Genomic DNA, 15,950 nt, shown 5'->3' on the forward strand with positions numbered 1-15,950 from the left:
CCACTTTGGCACGCGCTTCGTCACGTAATTCTCGTCGCAAAATTTTACCAACGTTAGATTTCGGCAACTCATCGCGAAACTCCACCAGCTTTGGTACTTTATAGCCCGTCAGGTGACGACGACAGAAAGTGACCAGTGCGTCATCGGTTAACGAGGCATCTTTCTTCACTACGAAAATTTTCACCGCTTCACCGCTGCTGCCGGACGGAACCCCAACCGCAGCCACTTCCTGCACGCCAGGGTGTTGCATAACCACGTCTTCAATTTCGTTCGGATAGACGTTAAAGCCGGATACCAGGATCATGTCCTTCTTACGATCGACAATACGCAGGAAGCCTTCATCATCCATCACCGCAATATCGCCGGTGTGCAGCCAGCCGTCTTTGATGATTTCGTCAGTGGCGTCCGGTCGCTGCCAGTAGCCCAGCATCACCTGTGGACCTTTCACACACAGCTCACCCGGTTCTCCCGGCGGCACTTCGTTGTCGTCGTCGTCCACCAGCTTGACCTCAGTGGAGGGAACCGGTAAACCGATACTTCCGCTGTGGTAGTCAATATCGTGAGGGTTAACACTCACCAGCGGCGCGCACTCCGTCAGGCCATAACCTTCCAGAAGATACTGCCCCGTCAGCTTCACCCAGCGCTCAGCTACCGCTTGTTGAACCGGCATTCCGCCACCTGCCGAGAGATGCAGTGACGAGAAGTCCAGTTGCTGGAACTCTTTGTTATTCAGCAGCGCGTTAAACAGCGTATTGACGCCGGTCATCGCGGTAAACGGATACTTCGCCAGCTCTTTTACCAGCCCCGGAATATCACGCGGGTTAGTAATCAGCAGGTTTTGACCGCCTAGCTCAATAAACAGCAGACAGTTCATCGTTAGCGCAAAAATGTGATACAGCGGTAACGCCGTCACCACTAATTCTTTACCCGGATGCAGCAACGGACCGTAGGTAGCATGAACCTGCTCAAGGTTAGCCAGCATGTTGCGGTGTGTAAGCATCGCGCCTTTCGCCACGCCGGTTGTCCCGCCGGTATATTGCAGAAACGCCAAATCTTCCGACACCACTTCGGGCTTCACATACTGCATACGATAGCCGTTTTGCAGCGCACTGCGAAATGAGATGGCATCCGGCAGGTGATACTTTGGCACCAGGCGCTTGATGTACTTCACGACAAAGTTAACCAGCGTTCCTTTGGCGGTAGACAGCTGATCGCCCATACGCGTCAGGATCACGTGTTGCACCGACGTTTTGTCGACCACCTTTTCCAGCGTATGAGCAAAGTTAGATACGATGACAATCGCCGACGCGCCGCTGTCGTTGAGCTGATGTTCCAGCTCGCGAGGCGTATACAACGGGTTCACATTCACGACGATCATGCCGGCACGTAAAATCCCAAACAGTGCGACCGGATATTGCAGCAGATTCGGCATCATCAGCGCGACGCGATCGCCCTTTTTCAGCCCGAGCCCCTGTTGCAAATATGCGGCAAACGCACGGCTACGCTCTTCAAGCTTGCGGAAGGTCATCACCTCCCCCATGTTTACAAACGCGGGCTGATCGGCATACCGTCTTACTGAGTGTTCAAAGAGTTCCACCAGGGATTGATAACGGTCAGGATTGATCTCCGCAGGAACACCAGCGGGATAACGGTTAAGCCAAACCTTTTTCAATACATCACCTCTAAAATGCGTATTCGTCGTCATCACAACCCCAGGCAATAAACAAACTGTTAACATAATATTAACTCAGCGTACCAGTTTGTTTATTACACAACGACAAGGTTGCGAAGCACGTCACTATTTATTTTTCTTATATCCACGTTAATGCAGAAACAGCGGACGAGCCGCTGTTTCTTTTACCATTAAAACAAAGAGTTACTCTGTTACTATGGTCTGAACCTGTGCCGGGCCGGGATTGTACCAGCCCCATCCGCCGTAGCCACCGTAAGGCCAGCCACGCGCACCGTAGAACCAGGGGTCGATAGGCTGAGGCGGCATGACAATCTGCTGAGTAATATGCCAGCGTTTATAACCAGTTACCTGCATCAGCATGAATTTATACGGCGTATTACCGATTTTTCCGTCCACCGTACCGCTAATCGGGCCGACGACGGTGACCAGTTGCCCGCGAAAGTCCACCGGGTCAAGGAAGCCATTTACATCAGCATATATCCGCCCACGAGAGGCTTCACCCAGCACGGGGCGTGCACCGCTATCGAGCGGAACGGTGGCAATTTCCAGACGGGATTTTCCCTGCTGGTTCTGAATATCCACCACTTTGCCGCCGAAACGCGCTTCCTGTCCGACATACAGCTGCGGCGCATTCATCACCCGCACCAGATCCTGCTGCGGCATCGGGCTCGAACCTTTAATCGCATCCGGGATGGTGACGCAGCCGCTAAGCATTAACGCTAAGGCCCCCGCCAACACACCTTTCAATAACTGCTTTTGCACCGCCATATTGTGACTCCCTTTTCTTAGCTTCTGCCCCGGCCTGTTCACAATGCTGTGCACTGACGACTGTACGTCTTAGCCGGGGTTCTACTACTAAGATTCATTCTTTACCGGGAAGTTTCTTCCACGCCACGGTGTTACGTAAATAAACAGGTTCAGCGTGTTCGACCGCTACGGTCTCACCCGCAGCCAGCATTTGCGTGGCGACGGGCAGCATGTCTTCAGCCGCTGGAAGCAGCACGTCACCATCGCTGAGCGTCAGCCCGCTGTCTTTACCAAGCTCAGGCCATGCCGGCCAGCCCGTCCCGACCGTCACCCAGTCGCCAGACAACTGCAATAAACGCTCATGTACCTGCTCGGGGGTTAACACCGCTTCGGTTTCTTCACCGTGCCAGTTACCGTTGTCATCACGCTGGTATTCGGCCCAGTAGACTTCACCCATTCGCGCGTCAATCGCCGCCAGCACGCGAGTCGCGCCCGACTTACGCCAGGCGCCCTGCGCCATGGTCGCCAGGGTGGAGACGCCGATCATCGGTAAGTTTGCGCCTAACGCCAGCCCCTGAGCAATGCCAATACCGATACGCACGCCGGTGAAACTGCCGGGACCGCGACCAAACGCCAGGGCGTCGATATCGGTTAACGTGAGATCGCCAGCGGCCAGGATTTCCTGAACCATCGGTAAAATTCGTTGGGTGTGTTCTCGTGGGCAAAGCTCAAAGTGAGCCTTGATAGTACCGTCATTCCACAGGGCAACAGAGCACGCCTCTGTGGCGGTATCGATAGCCAGAATTCGCATGGGTGTTTGTGATCAGATCAATAAATTTGGCGCGCATCTTACCACACTCCGTAACAAATTACTCAGTCGTTGGTATGGCAAGAAAGCGAACCGCGCGAGCGATGTCACGCGTCCGCGGCGCAGGAGGAAGACTCGCCAGGAAGGTGGCGCCGTATGGCCGCATAACCAGACGATTGTCGCAAATCACCAGCACGCCGCGATCGTCAGCATCACGTATCAGACGCCCTACCCCCTGCTTCAGGGTGATTACCGCATCCGGCAACTGGACGTCTTCAAACGGATCGCCGCCGCGCAGTCGACAATCCTCCATTCGGGCTTTTAACAGCGGGTCGTCCGGCGAGGTAAACGGCAGTTTATCGATTATTACCAGCGACAGGGTATCACCGCGCACGTCCACGCCTTCCCAGAAGCTGCTGGTGGCAACCAGTAGCGCATTACCTGCGCTGACAAACTGCTGTAGCAGTTGTCCTTTGCTGGTTTCGCCCTGCAGCAGTACGGGAAGCGTCATAGTAGCGCGGAATTGTTCCGCCAGATCGCGCATCATCGCGTGCGAAGTGCACAGCATAAAACAGCGACCGTTGTTCGCTTCGATAATAGGTCGCAGCATGGATGCCAGCTGACGCGCAGCCCCCGGCTGGTTGGTTTGTGGGAGATTACGCGGTACGCACAGCAGCGCCTGGCGCGTGTAATCAAATGGGCTTGGCAGCAGCATCGACTCGGCATCTTCAATACCCAGTCGTGCAGTGAAATGATGCAGGTCATCGTTTACCGACAGCGTCGCGGAAGTAAAAATCCAGCAGCCCGGCTTTTGTTCCATCACTTCTTTGAATTTATCCGCCACCGTAAGCGGCGTCAGCGCGAGGGTGAAATGGCGGGAGGTGCATTCATACCAGTAGCTGAAGCCTGGCTGGTTGATCTCTTTCAGGCGCTTCAGACGCGCACGATAAAGCGTGGCGCGCTCAAACGCGGCATCCAGCAACGCCGAACGCCCGAGGGACAGCTTCGCCACGTCATAACACAGCTCCAACGTGTCATCGAGCAGCAAAAACGCGCGCTGTACGCGCTGGTCGGCCAGCAGTTCCCGCAGGTTTCCGCGATAGCCCGGCTCACCAAGCTGCAAGCGGAAGTCCTGAGCGCTTTGTGCAAGGCGATCGGCGCACTTTTGCAGCTGCTGAGTGTCTTTCAGCTCGGTGCGATAGGCAATGGTGATGTCTTTCGCCAGGTCTAACAGCTGGCGACTGGAGAGCGATTGACCAAAGTACTGGCTGGCGATATCCGGTAACTGATGCGCTTCATCGAAGATCATCACATCAGCCTCCGGGATCAGTTCGCCAAACCCGCTCTCTTTTACCACCATATCGGCGAGAAACAGATGATGGTTAACCACGACGACATCCGCATCCATCGCTTTTTTACGCGCTTTAACGACAAAACACTCTTTATACAGCGGGCAGTCGCTGCCCAAACAGTTGTCATTAGTGCTGGTCACCAGCGGCCAGGCCTGAGAGTCTTCCGCCACGCTGACGCAGGTGCTGATGTCCCCATCAAGGGTTTGATTTGACCAGGAGCGCAGCAGAATGACGTCGCTTAACGTTTGTACCGGCAAGTCGCCACCCGCCAGCGCCTGCTGTTCGAGACGCTCAAGGCACAGATAGTTTGAACGCCCTTTCAGCAGCGCCAGTTTACCGGTGAACTTCAGTGCTTTAGCGACAGTCGGGAGGTCGCGGCTGTATAGCTGATCCTGCAACGCCTTCGAGCCCGTGGAGACAATGACCTTCTTTCCTGCACGCAGCGCTGGGGCAAGATAAGCGTAGGTTTTACCCGTTCCGGTTCCGGCTTCTACCACCAGTGGTTGTGATTTTTCGATGGCATGACTGACGGCGATGGCCATCTGCCGCTGTGGTTCTCGCGGTTTAAAACCCGGTATCGCTTTAGCCAACTGACCGTCTGCTGCAAAATCGTCCGTCACACTGCCCCCTGTTCATTTGAACAGGGATTATGTCAGGCCAGCGGGTCTTTCGCCAGTTGAAGAGGTGACGTGGGCACAACATTATGGCAGTCTTGGCGCAACCCAAAGCTATTATGAAAAAACGTAAACGAGGAATGATTTATGACGATTGTGCGCATTGATGCCGAAGCGCGTTGGTCCGACGTGGTAATCCACAACAACACGCTGTATTACACCGGCGTGCCGGAAAATCTGGATGCAGACGCCTTTGAGCAGACGGCAAATACGCTGGCGCAAATTGATGCGGTGCTGGAAAAACAAGGCAGCAACAAGTCACGTATTCTTGATGCCACCCTATTTTTGGCAGACAAAAACGATTTTGCCGCCATGAACAAAGCCTGGGACGCGTGGGTCGTTGCTGGCCACGCGCCGGTACGTTGTACCGTTCAGGCCGGATTGATGAACCCGAAATACAAAGTTGAGATTAAGATAATCGCTGCAGTTTAAGCGGCGTTATTCGTCTTCATCTTCAAAACGCGCCACGATCCGCTCGCCGGTATGACTGGCGCGTAACTCTTCAGCAACCAGAGCAATGGCTTGTCCGCTGCTCATCCCCTGCGACATCAGCTCCTGAATACGCTCTACCGCTTTTTGCTGCTGCTCATGACTGAGTGAAGGTAAACCTGCAAACATTGTTAACTCCTGCTAAATTGTCTGCGCTAATTATTTCATGCTACCGGGCAGTTAGCCAGTAGAGTAGCAACGAGTCAGGACTGATGAAGACGTTATCTCCCGCAGTAATCACATTACCCTGGCGTCAGGACGCCGCTGAACGCTATTTTTCGACATTAAGCCATCTGCCCTGGGCGATGCTGCTGCATTCAGGTCAAGCCGACCATCCGCATAACCGCTTTGATATTCTGGTGGCGGATCCCGTCACCACGTTGGTTACACGTGCTGAAGAGACCGTAGTGCAGGACGGGCACGCAATCACGCGCTCGCTTGATGATCCTATGACGGTATTACATTCCGCGCTAGCTGCACACAAGATTCACCCCGAGTATCACCCGGATCTGCCGTTTCAGGGCGGCGCGTTAGGTCTGTTTGGCTACGACCTTGGCCGACGCTTTGAATCTCTGCCCACTATTGCTGAGCGCGATATTACGCTACCGGATATGGCCGTTGGCATTTACGACTGGGCGCTGATTGTTGACCACAAGTTGCAGACCGTATCGCTGCTCAGCCATACCGATGTCGAGGCTCGCCTGAAATGGCTCGACGCGCAACAACCGCCAACGCGTGAGCCGTTTACATTGACCTCGGCGTGGCAGTCCAATATGAGCCGCGCCCGGTATGGCGAAAAATTCCGCCAGGTACAGGGCTATCTGCACAGCGGCGATTGTTACCAGGTCAACCTCGCGCAGCGTTTTCAAGCGCATTACGAGGGGGATGAGTGGCAGGCATTTGTCAAACTCAATCACGCTAACCGCGCCCCGTTCAGCGCGTTTATTCGTCTTGAGGAAGGCGTTATCCTCAGCCTTTCGCCAGAACGTTTTATTCTGCTGGAGAACCAGCATATCCAGACCCGTCCTATTAAAGGTACGTTGCCCAGGCTTGAAGATGCCGATGCCGATCGTGAGCAGGCCCGGCGGCTGGCGAATTCGCCGAAGGATCGTGCGGAGAACCTGATGATCGTCGATTTGATGCGTAATGATATTGGCCGCGTTGCCGTACCGGGTTCGGTACAGGTTCCAGAGCTGTTTGTCGTCGAACCGTTCCCTGCCGTTCATCATTTGGTCAGCACCATTACCGCACGTCTGCCAGAGTCATTACACGCCACCGATCTGCTACGCGCCGCCTTCCCCGGCGGCTCTATTACCGGTGCGCCGAAAGTGCGGGCGATGGAAATTATTGACGAACTGGAGCCACAAAGACGTAATGCCTGGTGCGGCAGCATCGGTTATCTGAGTTTCTGCGGCAATATGGATACCAGCATCACCATTCGCACACTGACAGCCACAAACGGACAAATTTATTGTTCCGCTGGCGGCGGCATAGTGGCGGACAGTCAGGAAGACGCGGAGTATCAGGAAACGTTTGATAAAGTGAATCGTATTTTGCACCAACTGGAGAACTGAGACGTGGAATACAGCAGCCTGACGCTTGATGATTTTTTATCGCGCTTCCAACTCCTGCGCCCGCAGGTCAACCATGCCGCGTTAAACCAGCGCCAGGCCGCCGTACTGATCCCCGTCGTGCGTCGTCCACAGCCGGGGTTGTTGTTAACCCAGCGTTCCGTTCACCTGCGCAAGCACGCCGGACAGGTCGCCTTCCCCGGTGGGGCGGTGGATAGCAGTGATGCCTCGTTAATTGCCGCCGCCCTTCGCGAGGCACAGGAGGAGGTGGCGATCCCACCTTCATGCGTAGAAGTGATCGGCGTTCTGCCGCCGGTTGACAGCGTGACCGGTTTCCAGGTCACCCCAGTGGTAGGCATTATCCCGCCTAATCTGCCGTATCGCGCCAGTGAAGATGAAGTCTCAGCAGTGTTCGAAATGCCGCTGGCCCAGGCCCTGCATTTAGGTCGTTATCACCCGTTGGATATCTACCGCCGCGGCGATTCACATCGTGTATGGCTTTCCTGGTATGAGCAATATTTCGTCTGGGGAATGACCGCCGGAATAATTCGTGAGCTGGCGCTGCAAATTGGCGTCAAGCCCTGACTATACTTATCTTTACGCGCGCCATAGACAACTTGAAACTCAGGTCACAACATTAGTAAAACCGCGGTTATCTATTAGTTTAATTCATGTGAATAGTTAAGCCGATCGCCGCGTTCCCTCTTACACTATGCGCAGTTATAACATCGTTACTGGAAAGCCCAGTCGCCCTGTAGGAGTATTATCGTGATTAGTCTATTCGACATGTTTAAGGTGGGGATTGGTCCCTCATCTTCCCATACCGTAGGGCCTATGAAGGCGGGTAAACAGTTCGTCGATGACCTGGTCGAAAAAGGATTACTGGACAGCGTTACTCGTGTCGCCGTCGACGTGTATGGTTCACTGTCGCTCACGGGTAAAGGTCACCACACCGATATCGCCATTATTATGGGTCTGGCAGGCAATGAGCCTGCTACCGTGGATATTGATAGCATCCCCGGATTTATCCGCGACGCAGAAACGCGTGGACGCCTGCTGCTTGCACAGGGTCAGCACGAAGTGGATTTCCCGCAGAATGACGGGATGCGTTTTCACAACGGCAACCTGCCGCTGCATGAAAACGGAATGCAGATCCATGCGTACAATGGCGAAACCGTCATTTATAGCAAAACCTACTACTCAATCGGCGGTGGATTCATCGTTGATGAAGAACATTTTGGTCAGGATGCCGCGGGCGAGGTCAGCGTGCCTTATCCGTTCAAATCCGCGACTGAAATGCTGGAGTACTGCAATAGCACCGGCCTGTCTCTCTCTGGCATGGCGATGCAGAACGAACTTGCTCTGCACAGCAAAAAAGAGATTGAAGAGTACTTTGGCCATGTCTGGCAAACCATGCAGGCCTGTATCGATCGTGGCATGAACACCGAAGGTGTGTTGCCGGGTCCGCTGCGCGTTCCTCGTCGTGCTTCAGCTCTGCGTCGTATGCTGGTTTCCAGCGATAAGCTGTCCAACGATCCGATGAACGTGATCGACTGGGTGAACATGTTCGCGCTGGCCGTTAACGAAGAAAACGCCGCGGGCGGTCGCGTGGTGACAGCGCCAACCAACGGTGCCTGCGGTATCGTGCCTGCGGTACTGGCCTATTACGATCATTTCATCGAGTCCGTCAGCCCGGATATCTATACCCGCTATTTCCTGGCGGCCGGTGCAATTGGCGCGTTGTACAAAATGAACGCCTCAATCTCTGGTGCAGAAGTAGGTTGTCAAGGTGAAGTGGGCGTAGCCTGCTCCATGGCTGCCGCTGGTCTGGCTGAACTGTTGGGCGCGAGCCCTGAGCAGGTGTGTGTTGCTGCCGAAATCGGCATGGAACATAACCTCGGCTTAACCTGCGATCCGGTTGCCGGTCAGGTACAGGTTCCATGCATTGAACGTAACGCCATTGCTTCAGTGAAGGCGATCAACGCTGCGCGTATGGCAATGCGCCGTACCAGCGCGCCGCGCGTCTCGCTGGATAAAGTCATTGAGACCATGTACGAAACAGGTAAAGACATGAACGCCAAATACCGCGAAACGTCACGCGGTGGCCTGGCAATCAAAGTTCAATGTGACTAATACTTAATTTTCGCCCATCTGCGACGGATGGGCGAATTTGCCCCCTCTCCCTCGTCTACTGTAATTTTCCCCACTACACTTGCTCTGTTGCTGTTGGCTTCTGTGACCAACGGCTTATCGGGCGGCCCGCATGCAAACAGCACAACGGATCATTAAAAATTATCGCCGGAATCGCTTAATCGTCTGCACAGTATGTGCACTACTGACGCTCATCCTCACATTAACTGTTCGATTTATTTCGGAGCGTAATTTAAATCACCGAAATATCATCACCTTTGCCAACCATGCTGTAGAAGAACTGGATGACGTACTTTTACCCTTGCAGACCGGACGTGATGTATTGCTGCCGTTAATTGGCCTCCCCTGCTCAGTGGCACGTTTACCGTTAAGCAAACATGCCGCAAGACTGCAAACGGTGCGTTCTATTAATCTGATTCAAAGCGGGATCCTCTATTGCTCCAGCATTTTTGGGTATCGCAATGTCCCCATTCGTCAACTACAGCCCGAATTACCCAGCCGGGAACCGCAACTGCTGCTGTCTACTGACCATTCGCTGATTAAAGGCAGCCCGATTCTGACGCAATGGTACCCGTCCTCTGCCGATGGTGAAGATGGCGTGCTGGAAATCGTCAATATTGATTTATTGTCGTCTATGTTGCTTGAACCCCAGCCGCCGCAGATCACCGATGCCAGCTTAACCGTTGGTAATCGGCATCTACTGTATGATCAAGGTGTGGTCGATACTCTGCCTAAGCTAAATGATGAAAAACGCTACCAGCTGTCATCTCAACATTTCCCGTTTACCATTAGCGTCACCGGCCCCGGTCCCAGTGAACTGGCGATTAAACATCTGCCAACACAGCTGCCGCTGGCGGTGATCCTAAGTTTATTAGTGGGTTACCTGGCATGGCTGGCGACCGCCAGCAGAATGAGTTTTTCCTGGGAGATTAATCTGGCCCTTGCTGCTCGGGAATTCGAGCTGTTTTGCCAGCCGCTGCTTAATGCGCAAACCCAGCAATGCATGGGCGTGGAGATTCTTCTACGCTGGAATAACCCACGCCAGGGTTGGATCTCTCCGGAAGTGTTTATTCCCATCGCTGAGGAGCACAACCTGATTGTGCCGCTAACCCGTCATGTCATCGCAGAAACCATTCAGCAAAGACACGTTTTCCCGATGAGCAGTCAGTTTCATATTGGGATTAATGTCGCCGCCAGCCATTTTCGTAACGGCACGCTGCTAAAAGATCTCAACCAATACTGGTTCAGCCAGCACCCAATCCAGCAGTTGGTTATCGAACTGACCGAACGCGATGCGTTACTGGATGTGGATTATCGGGTCGTACGCGAATTAAATCGTCTTGGCGTAAAACTGGCAATTGATGATTTCGGCACCGGCAATAGCTCGCTCTCCTGGCTGGAAAAACTCCGCCCGGATGTGCTGAAGATCGATAAATCATTTACTTCGGCAATAGGAACAGACGCCGTGAACTCAACCGTCACAGACATCATTATCGCTTTGGGGAAAAAATTGAATATAGAACTGGTGGCGGAAGGCGTTGAAACCCAGGCGCAGGCTCAGCATTTGCGCCGACACGGCGTACATTTGTTGCAAGGTTTTTTGTACGCAAAGCCAATGCCGCTGCGTGATTTCCCAAAATGGCTGGCGGGCAGCACGCCGCCGCCCACCCGACATAACGGGCGACACAGTATGCCCGTCATGCCGTTTCGCTAAACCCGATTACTCGTCTTCGTCGTGAGCGGGTTGTTCTTTAACAATGCGAACTAAATCCACACGATAGTCATTCGCTTCGACAATCGTAATGCTCAGCGGTGCAACCTCGATAACATCACCGACACGTGGAATATGGCCGTTAGCCGCAATGACTAAACCTGCCACCGTGGCGATGTCTTCGTCTTCATTCACTAACGTATCCACGTCCAGCGCCTGTTGCAACGCATGCAGATCGGTACCGCCTTTGACCAACCAACCACCTGCATCAGCAATAATTTCAGGTGTTTCATCGGCATCCGGGAATTCACCGGCAATGGCTTCTAATACGTCCAGCGGCGTGACCAGACCCTGTACTACGCCAAACTCGTTAGTGACGATAACGAAGCTACCGCGGGCACGACGCAGTACGCCTAACAGATTGATCGGGTCCAGCGTCTCCGGAACAACAATAGCCGGAGAAGCAGAGGCAATCGCCGCCACATCCACACCGTCTTCCAGCGCCACCAGCAGCTCTTTAGCACGCACGATACCGATGATTTCATCCAGTTCGCCACGACACACCGGGAACAGGCTGTGAGGTGAAGAGAGCAACTGCTCGCGAATTTCTGCCACGCTCAGGTCGGCATCAACCCAGCTGATTTCACCACGAGGCGTCATAATGCCGCGTAACGAACGCGACGCCAGGGAGAGGACGCCGTTGATCATATAGCGTTCTTCTTCCACAAACGCGCCTTCCGGGACAGGAACCGGCACCGGGTTATCGGATTCCATCTGCACGCTGGCCTGACGTTTACCGCCCATCAGACGCAGGATTGCATCGGCAGTACGTGCACGCAGCGGCAGCGTCGACTGGTGGCGAATAAAGTTACGACGGGCAATCTGGTTAAACAACTCGATGATGATCGAGAAACCAATCGCCGCATACAGATAACCTTTCGGAATATGGAAGCCAAACCCTTCGGCAACCAGGCTCAGACCAATCATCAACAGGAAGCTCAGACACAGCACCACCACCGTCGGGTGTTGGTTCACAAATCGTGTCAGCGGCTTAGAGGCCAGCAGCATCACGGCCATGGCAATCACTACTGCCGCCATCATCACTGGCAGATGGTTGACCATACCGACCGCTGTAATCACGGCATCCAGCGAGAACACCGCGTCGAGGATGACAATCTGCGTTACGACAACCCAAAAGCTCGCATACCCTTTCGTCTGCCCGGTATCATGTTCACGGTTTTCCAGCCGCTCATGCAGCTCTGTCGTAGCCTTGAACAAGAGGAAGATACCCCCCAGCAGCATAATCAAATCGCGCCCCGAGAACGCATAGTCCATTACCGTGAACAGCGGCTTTGTCAGCGTCACCATCCACGAAATCACGGACAACAAGCCCAGACGCATAATCAGTGCCAGTGACAAACCGATTAAACGCGCTTTATCACGCTGTTTCGGCGGCAGCTTATCAGCCAGGATCGCAATGAAGACCAGGTTATCAATACCCAGAACAATTTCGAGAACGACAAGCGTGAGCAAACCCACCCAAATCTGCGGGTCCATTAATAATTCCATGACAAGCTCCTGCTTAAGGAATGACCAAACTGCGCGCTGAGGATCTCAGGCGTTAAAGCGATATGCAGAGAAAATTTGTGGCAAAAAGTGCCAATCTGACAGGCTTGATACGGCCTGAAGGTGAAATGACGTCGGTGACGATCCATATGGTGGGCTACTGCCCTATACTCCTGAGTAATTAAACAGATGCTAAACATAACAGAGAGAAGCTGTTTTTAGCAAAGATTTACCTTCCTTTGCAATAAGTTGTTTCGGAGATATTTTACCCTTCGAAATTTCTTTTTATCGGAAGTTAAATTACGGATCTTCATCACATAAAATATTTTTTTCGATATCTAAAATAATTCACGAAAATCATAGGTTTTTCTTTGTAACCCTTATCTGAATCGATTCGATTGCGGACGACGATTCAAATACATCTTCACGTTGATGTGTTAACGATAATAAAGGAGGTAGCAAGTGACCATTGCTATTGTAATAGGCACACATGGTTGGGCTGCAGAGCAGTTACTTAAGACGGCAGAGATGCTGTTAGGCGAGCAGGAAAACGTCGGCTGGATCGATTTCGTTCCAGGCGAAAATGCTGAAACGCTGATCGAAAAGTACAACGCTCAGTTGGCAAAACTCGATACCAGTAAAGGCGTGCTGTTTCTCGTTGACACATGGGGAGGCAGCCCGTTTAACGCTGCGAGCCGCATTGTCGTCGATAAAGAGCATTACGAAGTAATCGCCGGTGTGAACATTCCCATGCTGGTTGAGACCTTCATGGCGCGTGATGACAACCCAAGCTTTGATGAATTAGTGGCACTGGCCGTTGAAACCGGCAGCGAAGGCGTGAAAGCGCTGAAAGCAAAACCGGTGGAAAAAGCCGCTCCTGCCCCCGTCGCGGCACCGAAAGCAGCAACCCCCGCGAAACCGATGGGGCCGAACGATTATATGCAGATCGGCCTGGCGCGTATTGATGACCGCTTAATCCATGGTCAGGTGGCAACTCGCTGGACCAAAGAAACCAACGTAACGCGCATTATCGTCGTCAGTGATGAAGTTGCCGCCGATACCGTGCGTAAAACGCTGCTGACTCAGGTAGCACCTCCGGGTGTGACGGCGCATGTGGTTGATGTCGCGAAAATGATCCGCGTCTACAACAACCCGAAATATGCAGGTGAGCGTGTGATGCTGTTGTTCACCAACCCAACCGACGTAGAACGTATCGTTGAAGGTGGTGTGAAAATTACCTCCGTGAACATTGGCGGTATGGCTTTCCGTCAGGGTAAAACGCAGGTAAACAACGCAATTTCTGTCGATGACAAAGACATCGAAGCCTTCAAGAAACTCAACGAACGCGGTATTGAGCTTGAGGCCCGTAAGGTTTCTACCGATCAGAAACTGAAAATGATGGATTTGATTGCCAAGGTGAAATAATTCCCTGGCATTTACTTAGTTTTCACACTTAAGTCTGTATAGCAATAGGAGAAGTACAATGGAGATTACCACTCTTCAGATTGTGCTGGTGTTCATCGTCGCATGTATCGCGGGTATGGAGTCGGTACTCGATGAATTTCAGTTCCACCGTCCGTTGGTGGCCTGTACGCTGATTGGTGCCGTTCTTGGGGATATGAAAACCGGTATTATCATCGGTGGTACCCTGGAAATGATCGCCCTGGGCTGGATGAACATCGGTGCTGCGGTTGCACCAGATGCCGCACTGGCCTCAATTATCTCTACCGTTCTGGTTATCGCGGGTCATCAAAGCATTGGTGCCGGTATCGCGCTGGCTATCCCACTGGCAGCAGCAGGCCAGGTACTGACCATTATCGTTCGTACAATCACCGTAGCATTCCAGCACGCAGCGGATAAGGCAGCCGAAAACGGTAACCTGACTGCGCTCTCCTGGCTGCACGTATCCTCGCTGTTCCTGCAGGCTATGCGTATCGCTATCCCGGCGGTAATCGTAGCGATTTCTGTTGGTACCAGTGAAGTTCAGAGCATGCTTAACGCCATTCCGGAAGTCGTAACCGGTGGTCTGAACATCGCAGGCGGTATGATCGTAGTGGTTGGTTATGCGATGGTCATCAACATGATGCGCGCAGGCTATCTGATGCCATTCTTCTACCTCGGCTTCGTCACCGCGGCATTTACTAACTTCAACCTGGTTGCTCTGGGTGTGATTGGCGCAGTCATGGCCATCCTCTACATTCAGCTGAGCCCGAAATATAACCGCGTAGCCGGTGCACCTGCTGCGGCGGCTGGCAATAACGATCTCGATAACGAACTGGACTAGCAGGTGAGCGAAATGGTTGATATGACTAAAACTACCACCGAGAAAAAACTCACTCCGAGTGACATTCGTGGCGTGTTCATTCGTTCTAACCTGTTTCAGGGTTCATGGAACTTCGAACGTATGCAGGCGCTGGGTTTCTGTTTCTCCATGGTACCGGCTATCCGCCGCTTGTACCCGGAAAACAACGATGCACGTAAGCAAGCGATTAAGCGTCACCTGGAATTCTTTAACACCCATCCGTACGTAGCGGCTCCAGTACTGGGCGTTACGCTGGCAATGGAAGAACAGCGTGCAAACGGCGCAGAGATTGACGATGGTGCCATCAACGGTATCAAAGTTGGTCTGATGGGTCCGCTGGCAGGCGTCGGTGACCCGATCTTCTGGGGTACCGTACGTCCGGTCTTCGCCGCACTCGGCGCAGGTATCGCGATGAGCGGCAGCCTGCTGGGGCCACTGCTGTTCTTCATCCTGTTTAACCTGGTTCGTCTGGCAACCCGTTATTACGGTGTGGCATATGGCTACCGTAAAGGTGTCGATATCGTTAAAGATATGGGCGGCGGCTTCCTGCAGAAACTGACCGAGGGGGCGTCAATCCTCGGCCTGTTTGTCATGGGGGCATTGGTTAACAAGTGGACGCACGTAAACATCCCGCTGGTGGTTTCCACTATCACCGGTCAGGATGGTCAGACTCGTGTTACCACCGTGCAGACTATCCTTGACCAACTGATGCCGGGTCTGGTTCCTCTGCTGCTGACATTCGCCTGTATGTGGCTGCTGCGTAAGAAAGTGAACCCGCTGTGGATCATCGTTGGCTTCTTCGTCATCGGTATCGCGGGCTACGCTGTCGGACTGCTCGGCCTGTAAGACTGTTGTACATCACCGGGGGCTTGCCCCCGGTTTTTCT

At 53.3% G+C, this 15,950-nt stretch carries 14 protein-coding genes; 8 read left to right on the forward strand and 6 right to left on the reverse strand.

The features are described 5' to 3' along the window. The 4 genes from fadD to FDW94_RS06985 all read right to left on the reverse strand — a co-directional run. A partial coding sequence (fadD, locus tag FDW94_RS06970) for a long-chain-fatty-acid--CoA ligase FadD (protein WP_137377393.1) occupies window positions 1–1,672 on the reverse strand: 1,672 nt, incomplete at its 3' end. 204 nt (window positions 1,673–1,876) lie between these two features. Beyond that, a complete protein-coding gene (locus tag FDW94_RS06975) occupies window positions 1,877–2,461 on the reverse strand; it encodes a Slp family lipoprotein (RefSeq protein ID WP_003020975.1) in 585 nt (194 codons plus the stop codon). A 94-nt stretch (window positions 2,462–2,555) separates the two neighbouring features. Continuing rightward, entirely contained in the window at window positions 2,556–3,251 is a 696-nt protein-coding gene (tsaB, locus tag FDW94_RS06980; protein ID WP_032943756.1) for a tRNA (adenosine(37)-N6)-threonylcarbamoyltransferase complex dimerization subunit type 1 TsaB, read from the reverse strand. A 58-nt stretch (window positions 3,252–3,309) separates the two neighbouring features. After that, entirely contained in the window at window positions 3,310–5,220 is a 1,911-nt protein-coding gene (locus FDW94_RS06985) for an ATP-dependent DNA helicase (RefSeq protein ID WP_003020980.1), read from the reverse strand. A 141-nt stretch (window positions 5,221–5,361) separates the two neighbouring features. Here FDW94_RS06985 and FDW94_RS06990 point away from each other — a divergent pair, with 141 nt between their 5' ends. Next, window positions 5,362–5,706, forward strand: coding sequence for a RidA family protein (locus FDW94_RS06990; RefSeq protein WP_003020984.1), 345 nt, complete (start codon window positions 5,362–5,364; stop codon window positions 5,704–5,706). A 6-nt stretch (window positions 5,707–5,712) separates the two neighbouring features. Here FDW94_RS06990 and FDW94_RS06995 read toward each other — a convergent pair whose 3' ends face one another. Further along, entirely contained in the window at window positions 5,713–5,892 is a 180-nt protein-coding gene (locus tag FDW94_RS06995; RefSeq protein WP_003020986.1) for a YoaH family protein, read from the reverse strand. Window positions 5,893–5,975: 83 nt separating this feature from the next. On the opposite strand from FDW94_RS06995, the gene pabB reads away from it, so the two are divergent. From pabB to FDW94_RS07015, 4 genes are all read left to right on the forward strand, one after another. Then, window positions 5,976–7,337: an aminodeoxychorismate synthase component 1 gene (pabB, locus tag FDW94_RS07000; protein ID WP_032943759.1), complete on the forward strand. Its 1,362-nt coding sequence runs from the start codon at window positions 5,976–5,978 to the stop codon at window positions 7,335–7,337. A 3-nt stretch (window positions 7,338–7,340) separates the two neighbouring features. Further along, window positions 7,341–7,919 (forward strand): CoA pyrophosphatase, encoded by a 579-nt coding sequence (locus FDW94_RS07005; protein ID WP_003020991.1) that lies wholly within the window; start codon window positions 7,341–7,343, stop codon window positions 7,917–7,919. 183 nt (window positions 7,920–8,102) lie between these two features. Continuing rightward, window positions 8,103–9,467: an L-serine ammonia-lyase gene (gene sdaA / locus FDW94_RS07010; protein ID WP_137377353.1), complete on the forward strand. Its 1,365-nt coding sequence runs from the start codon at window positions 8,103–8,105 to the stop codon at window positions 9,465–9,467. Window positions 9,468–9,597: 130 nt separating this feature from the next. Continuing rightward, window positions 9,598–11,199 carry an EAL domain-containing protein gene (locus FDW94_RS07015; protein ID WP_137377354.1) on the forward strand — a complete coding sequence of 534 codons (1,602 nt, stop codon included), beginning with the start codon at window positions 9,598–9,600 and terminating at the stop codon, window positions 11,197–11,199. A 6-nt stretch (window positions 11,200–11,205) separates the two neighbouring features. On the opposite strand, the gene yoaE is transcribed toward FDW94_RS07015, so the two are convergent. Then, window positions 11,206–12,765 (reverse strand): CNNM family cation transport protein YoaE, encoded by a 1,560-nt coding sequence (gene yoaE, locus FDW94_RS07020; protein ID WP_008785026.1) that lies wholly within the window; start codon window positions 12,763–12,765, stop codon window positions 11,206–11,208. Between the two features lie 459 nt (window positions 12,766–13,224). On the opposite strand from yoaE, the gene manX reads away from it, so the two are divergent. Genes manX through FDW94_RS07035 form a run of 3 tightly spaced genes read left to right on the forward strand, consistent with a single transcriptional unit; the run spans window position 13,225 to window position 15,910 of the window. Further along, window positions 13,225–14,187, forward strand: coding sequence for a PTS mannose transporter subunit IIAB (manX, locus tag FDW94_RS07025; RefSeq protein ID WP_003833768.1), 963 nt, complete (start codon window positions 13,225–13,227; stop codon window positions 14,185–14,187). Between the two features lie 58 nt (window positions 14,188–14,245). Beyond that, a complete protein-coding gene (locus FDW94_RS07030; RefSeq protein ID WP_003021004.1) occupies window positions 14,246–15,046 on the forward strand; it encodes a PTS mannose/fructose/sorbose transporter subunit IIC in 801 nt (266 codons plus the stop codon). Between the two features lie 12 nt (window positions 15,047–15,058). Continuing rightward, window positions 15,059–15,910 (forward strand): PTS mannose transporter subunit IID, encoded by an 852-nt coding sequence (locus FDW94_RS07035; protein ID WP_003833769.1) that lies wholly within the window; start codon window positions 15,059–15,061, stop codon window positions 15,908–15,910. Window positions 15,911–15,950: the final 40 nt, after the last annotated feature.

Source organism: Citrobacter sp. wls757 (genome assembly GCF_005280935.1).
In the GTDB taxonomy this organism is placed as follows: Bacteria; Pseudomonadota; Gammaproteobacteria; order Enterobacterales; family Enterobacteriaceae; genus Citrobacter; species Citrobacter portucalensis.

What these genes read in the sequence shown, in the direction of transcription:
- FDW94_RS06975 (WP_003020975.1), bottom strand. Translation starts at nt 2,461, where the DNA reads ATGGCGGTGCAAAAGCAGTTATTGAAAGGTGTGTTGGCGGGGGCCTTA.
- tsaB (WP_032943756.1), bottom strand. Translation starts at nt 3,251, where the DNA reads ATGCGAATTCTGGCTATCGATACCGCCACAGAGGCGTGCTCTGTTGCC.
- FDW94_RS06990 (WP_003020984.1), top strand. Translation starts at nt 5,362, where the DNA reads ATGACGATTGTGCGCATTGATGCCGAAGCGCGTTGGTCCGACGTGGTA.
- FDW94_RS06995 (WP_003020986.1), bottom strand. Translation starts at nt 5,892, where the DNA reads ATGTTTGCAGGTTTACCTTCACTCAGTCATGAGCAGCAGCAAAAAGCG.
- pabB (WP_032943759.1), top strand. Translation starts at nt 5,976, where the DNA reads ATGAAGACGTTATCTCCCGCAGTAATCACATTACCCTGGCGTCAGGAC.
- FDW94_RS07015 (WP_137377354.1), top strand. Translation starts at nt 9,598, where the DNA reads ATGCAAACAGCACAACGGATCATTAAAAATTATCGCCGGAATCGCTTA.
- yoaE (WP_008785026.1), bottom strand. Translation starts at nt 12,765, where the DNA reads ATGGAATTATTAATGGACCCGCAGATTTGGGTGGGTTTGCTCACGCTT.
- FDW94_RS07030 (WP_003021004.1), top strand. Translation starts at nt 14,246, where the DNA reads ATGGAGATTACCACTCTTCAGATTGTGCTGGTGTTCATCGTCGCATGT.
- FDW94_RS07035 (WP_003833769.1), top strand. Translation starts at nt 15,059, where the DNA reads ATGGTTGATATGACTAAAACTACCACCGAGAAAAAACTCACTCCGAGT.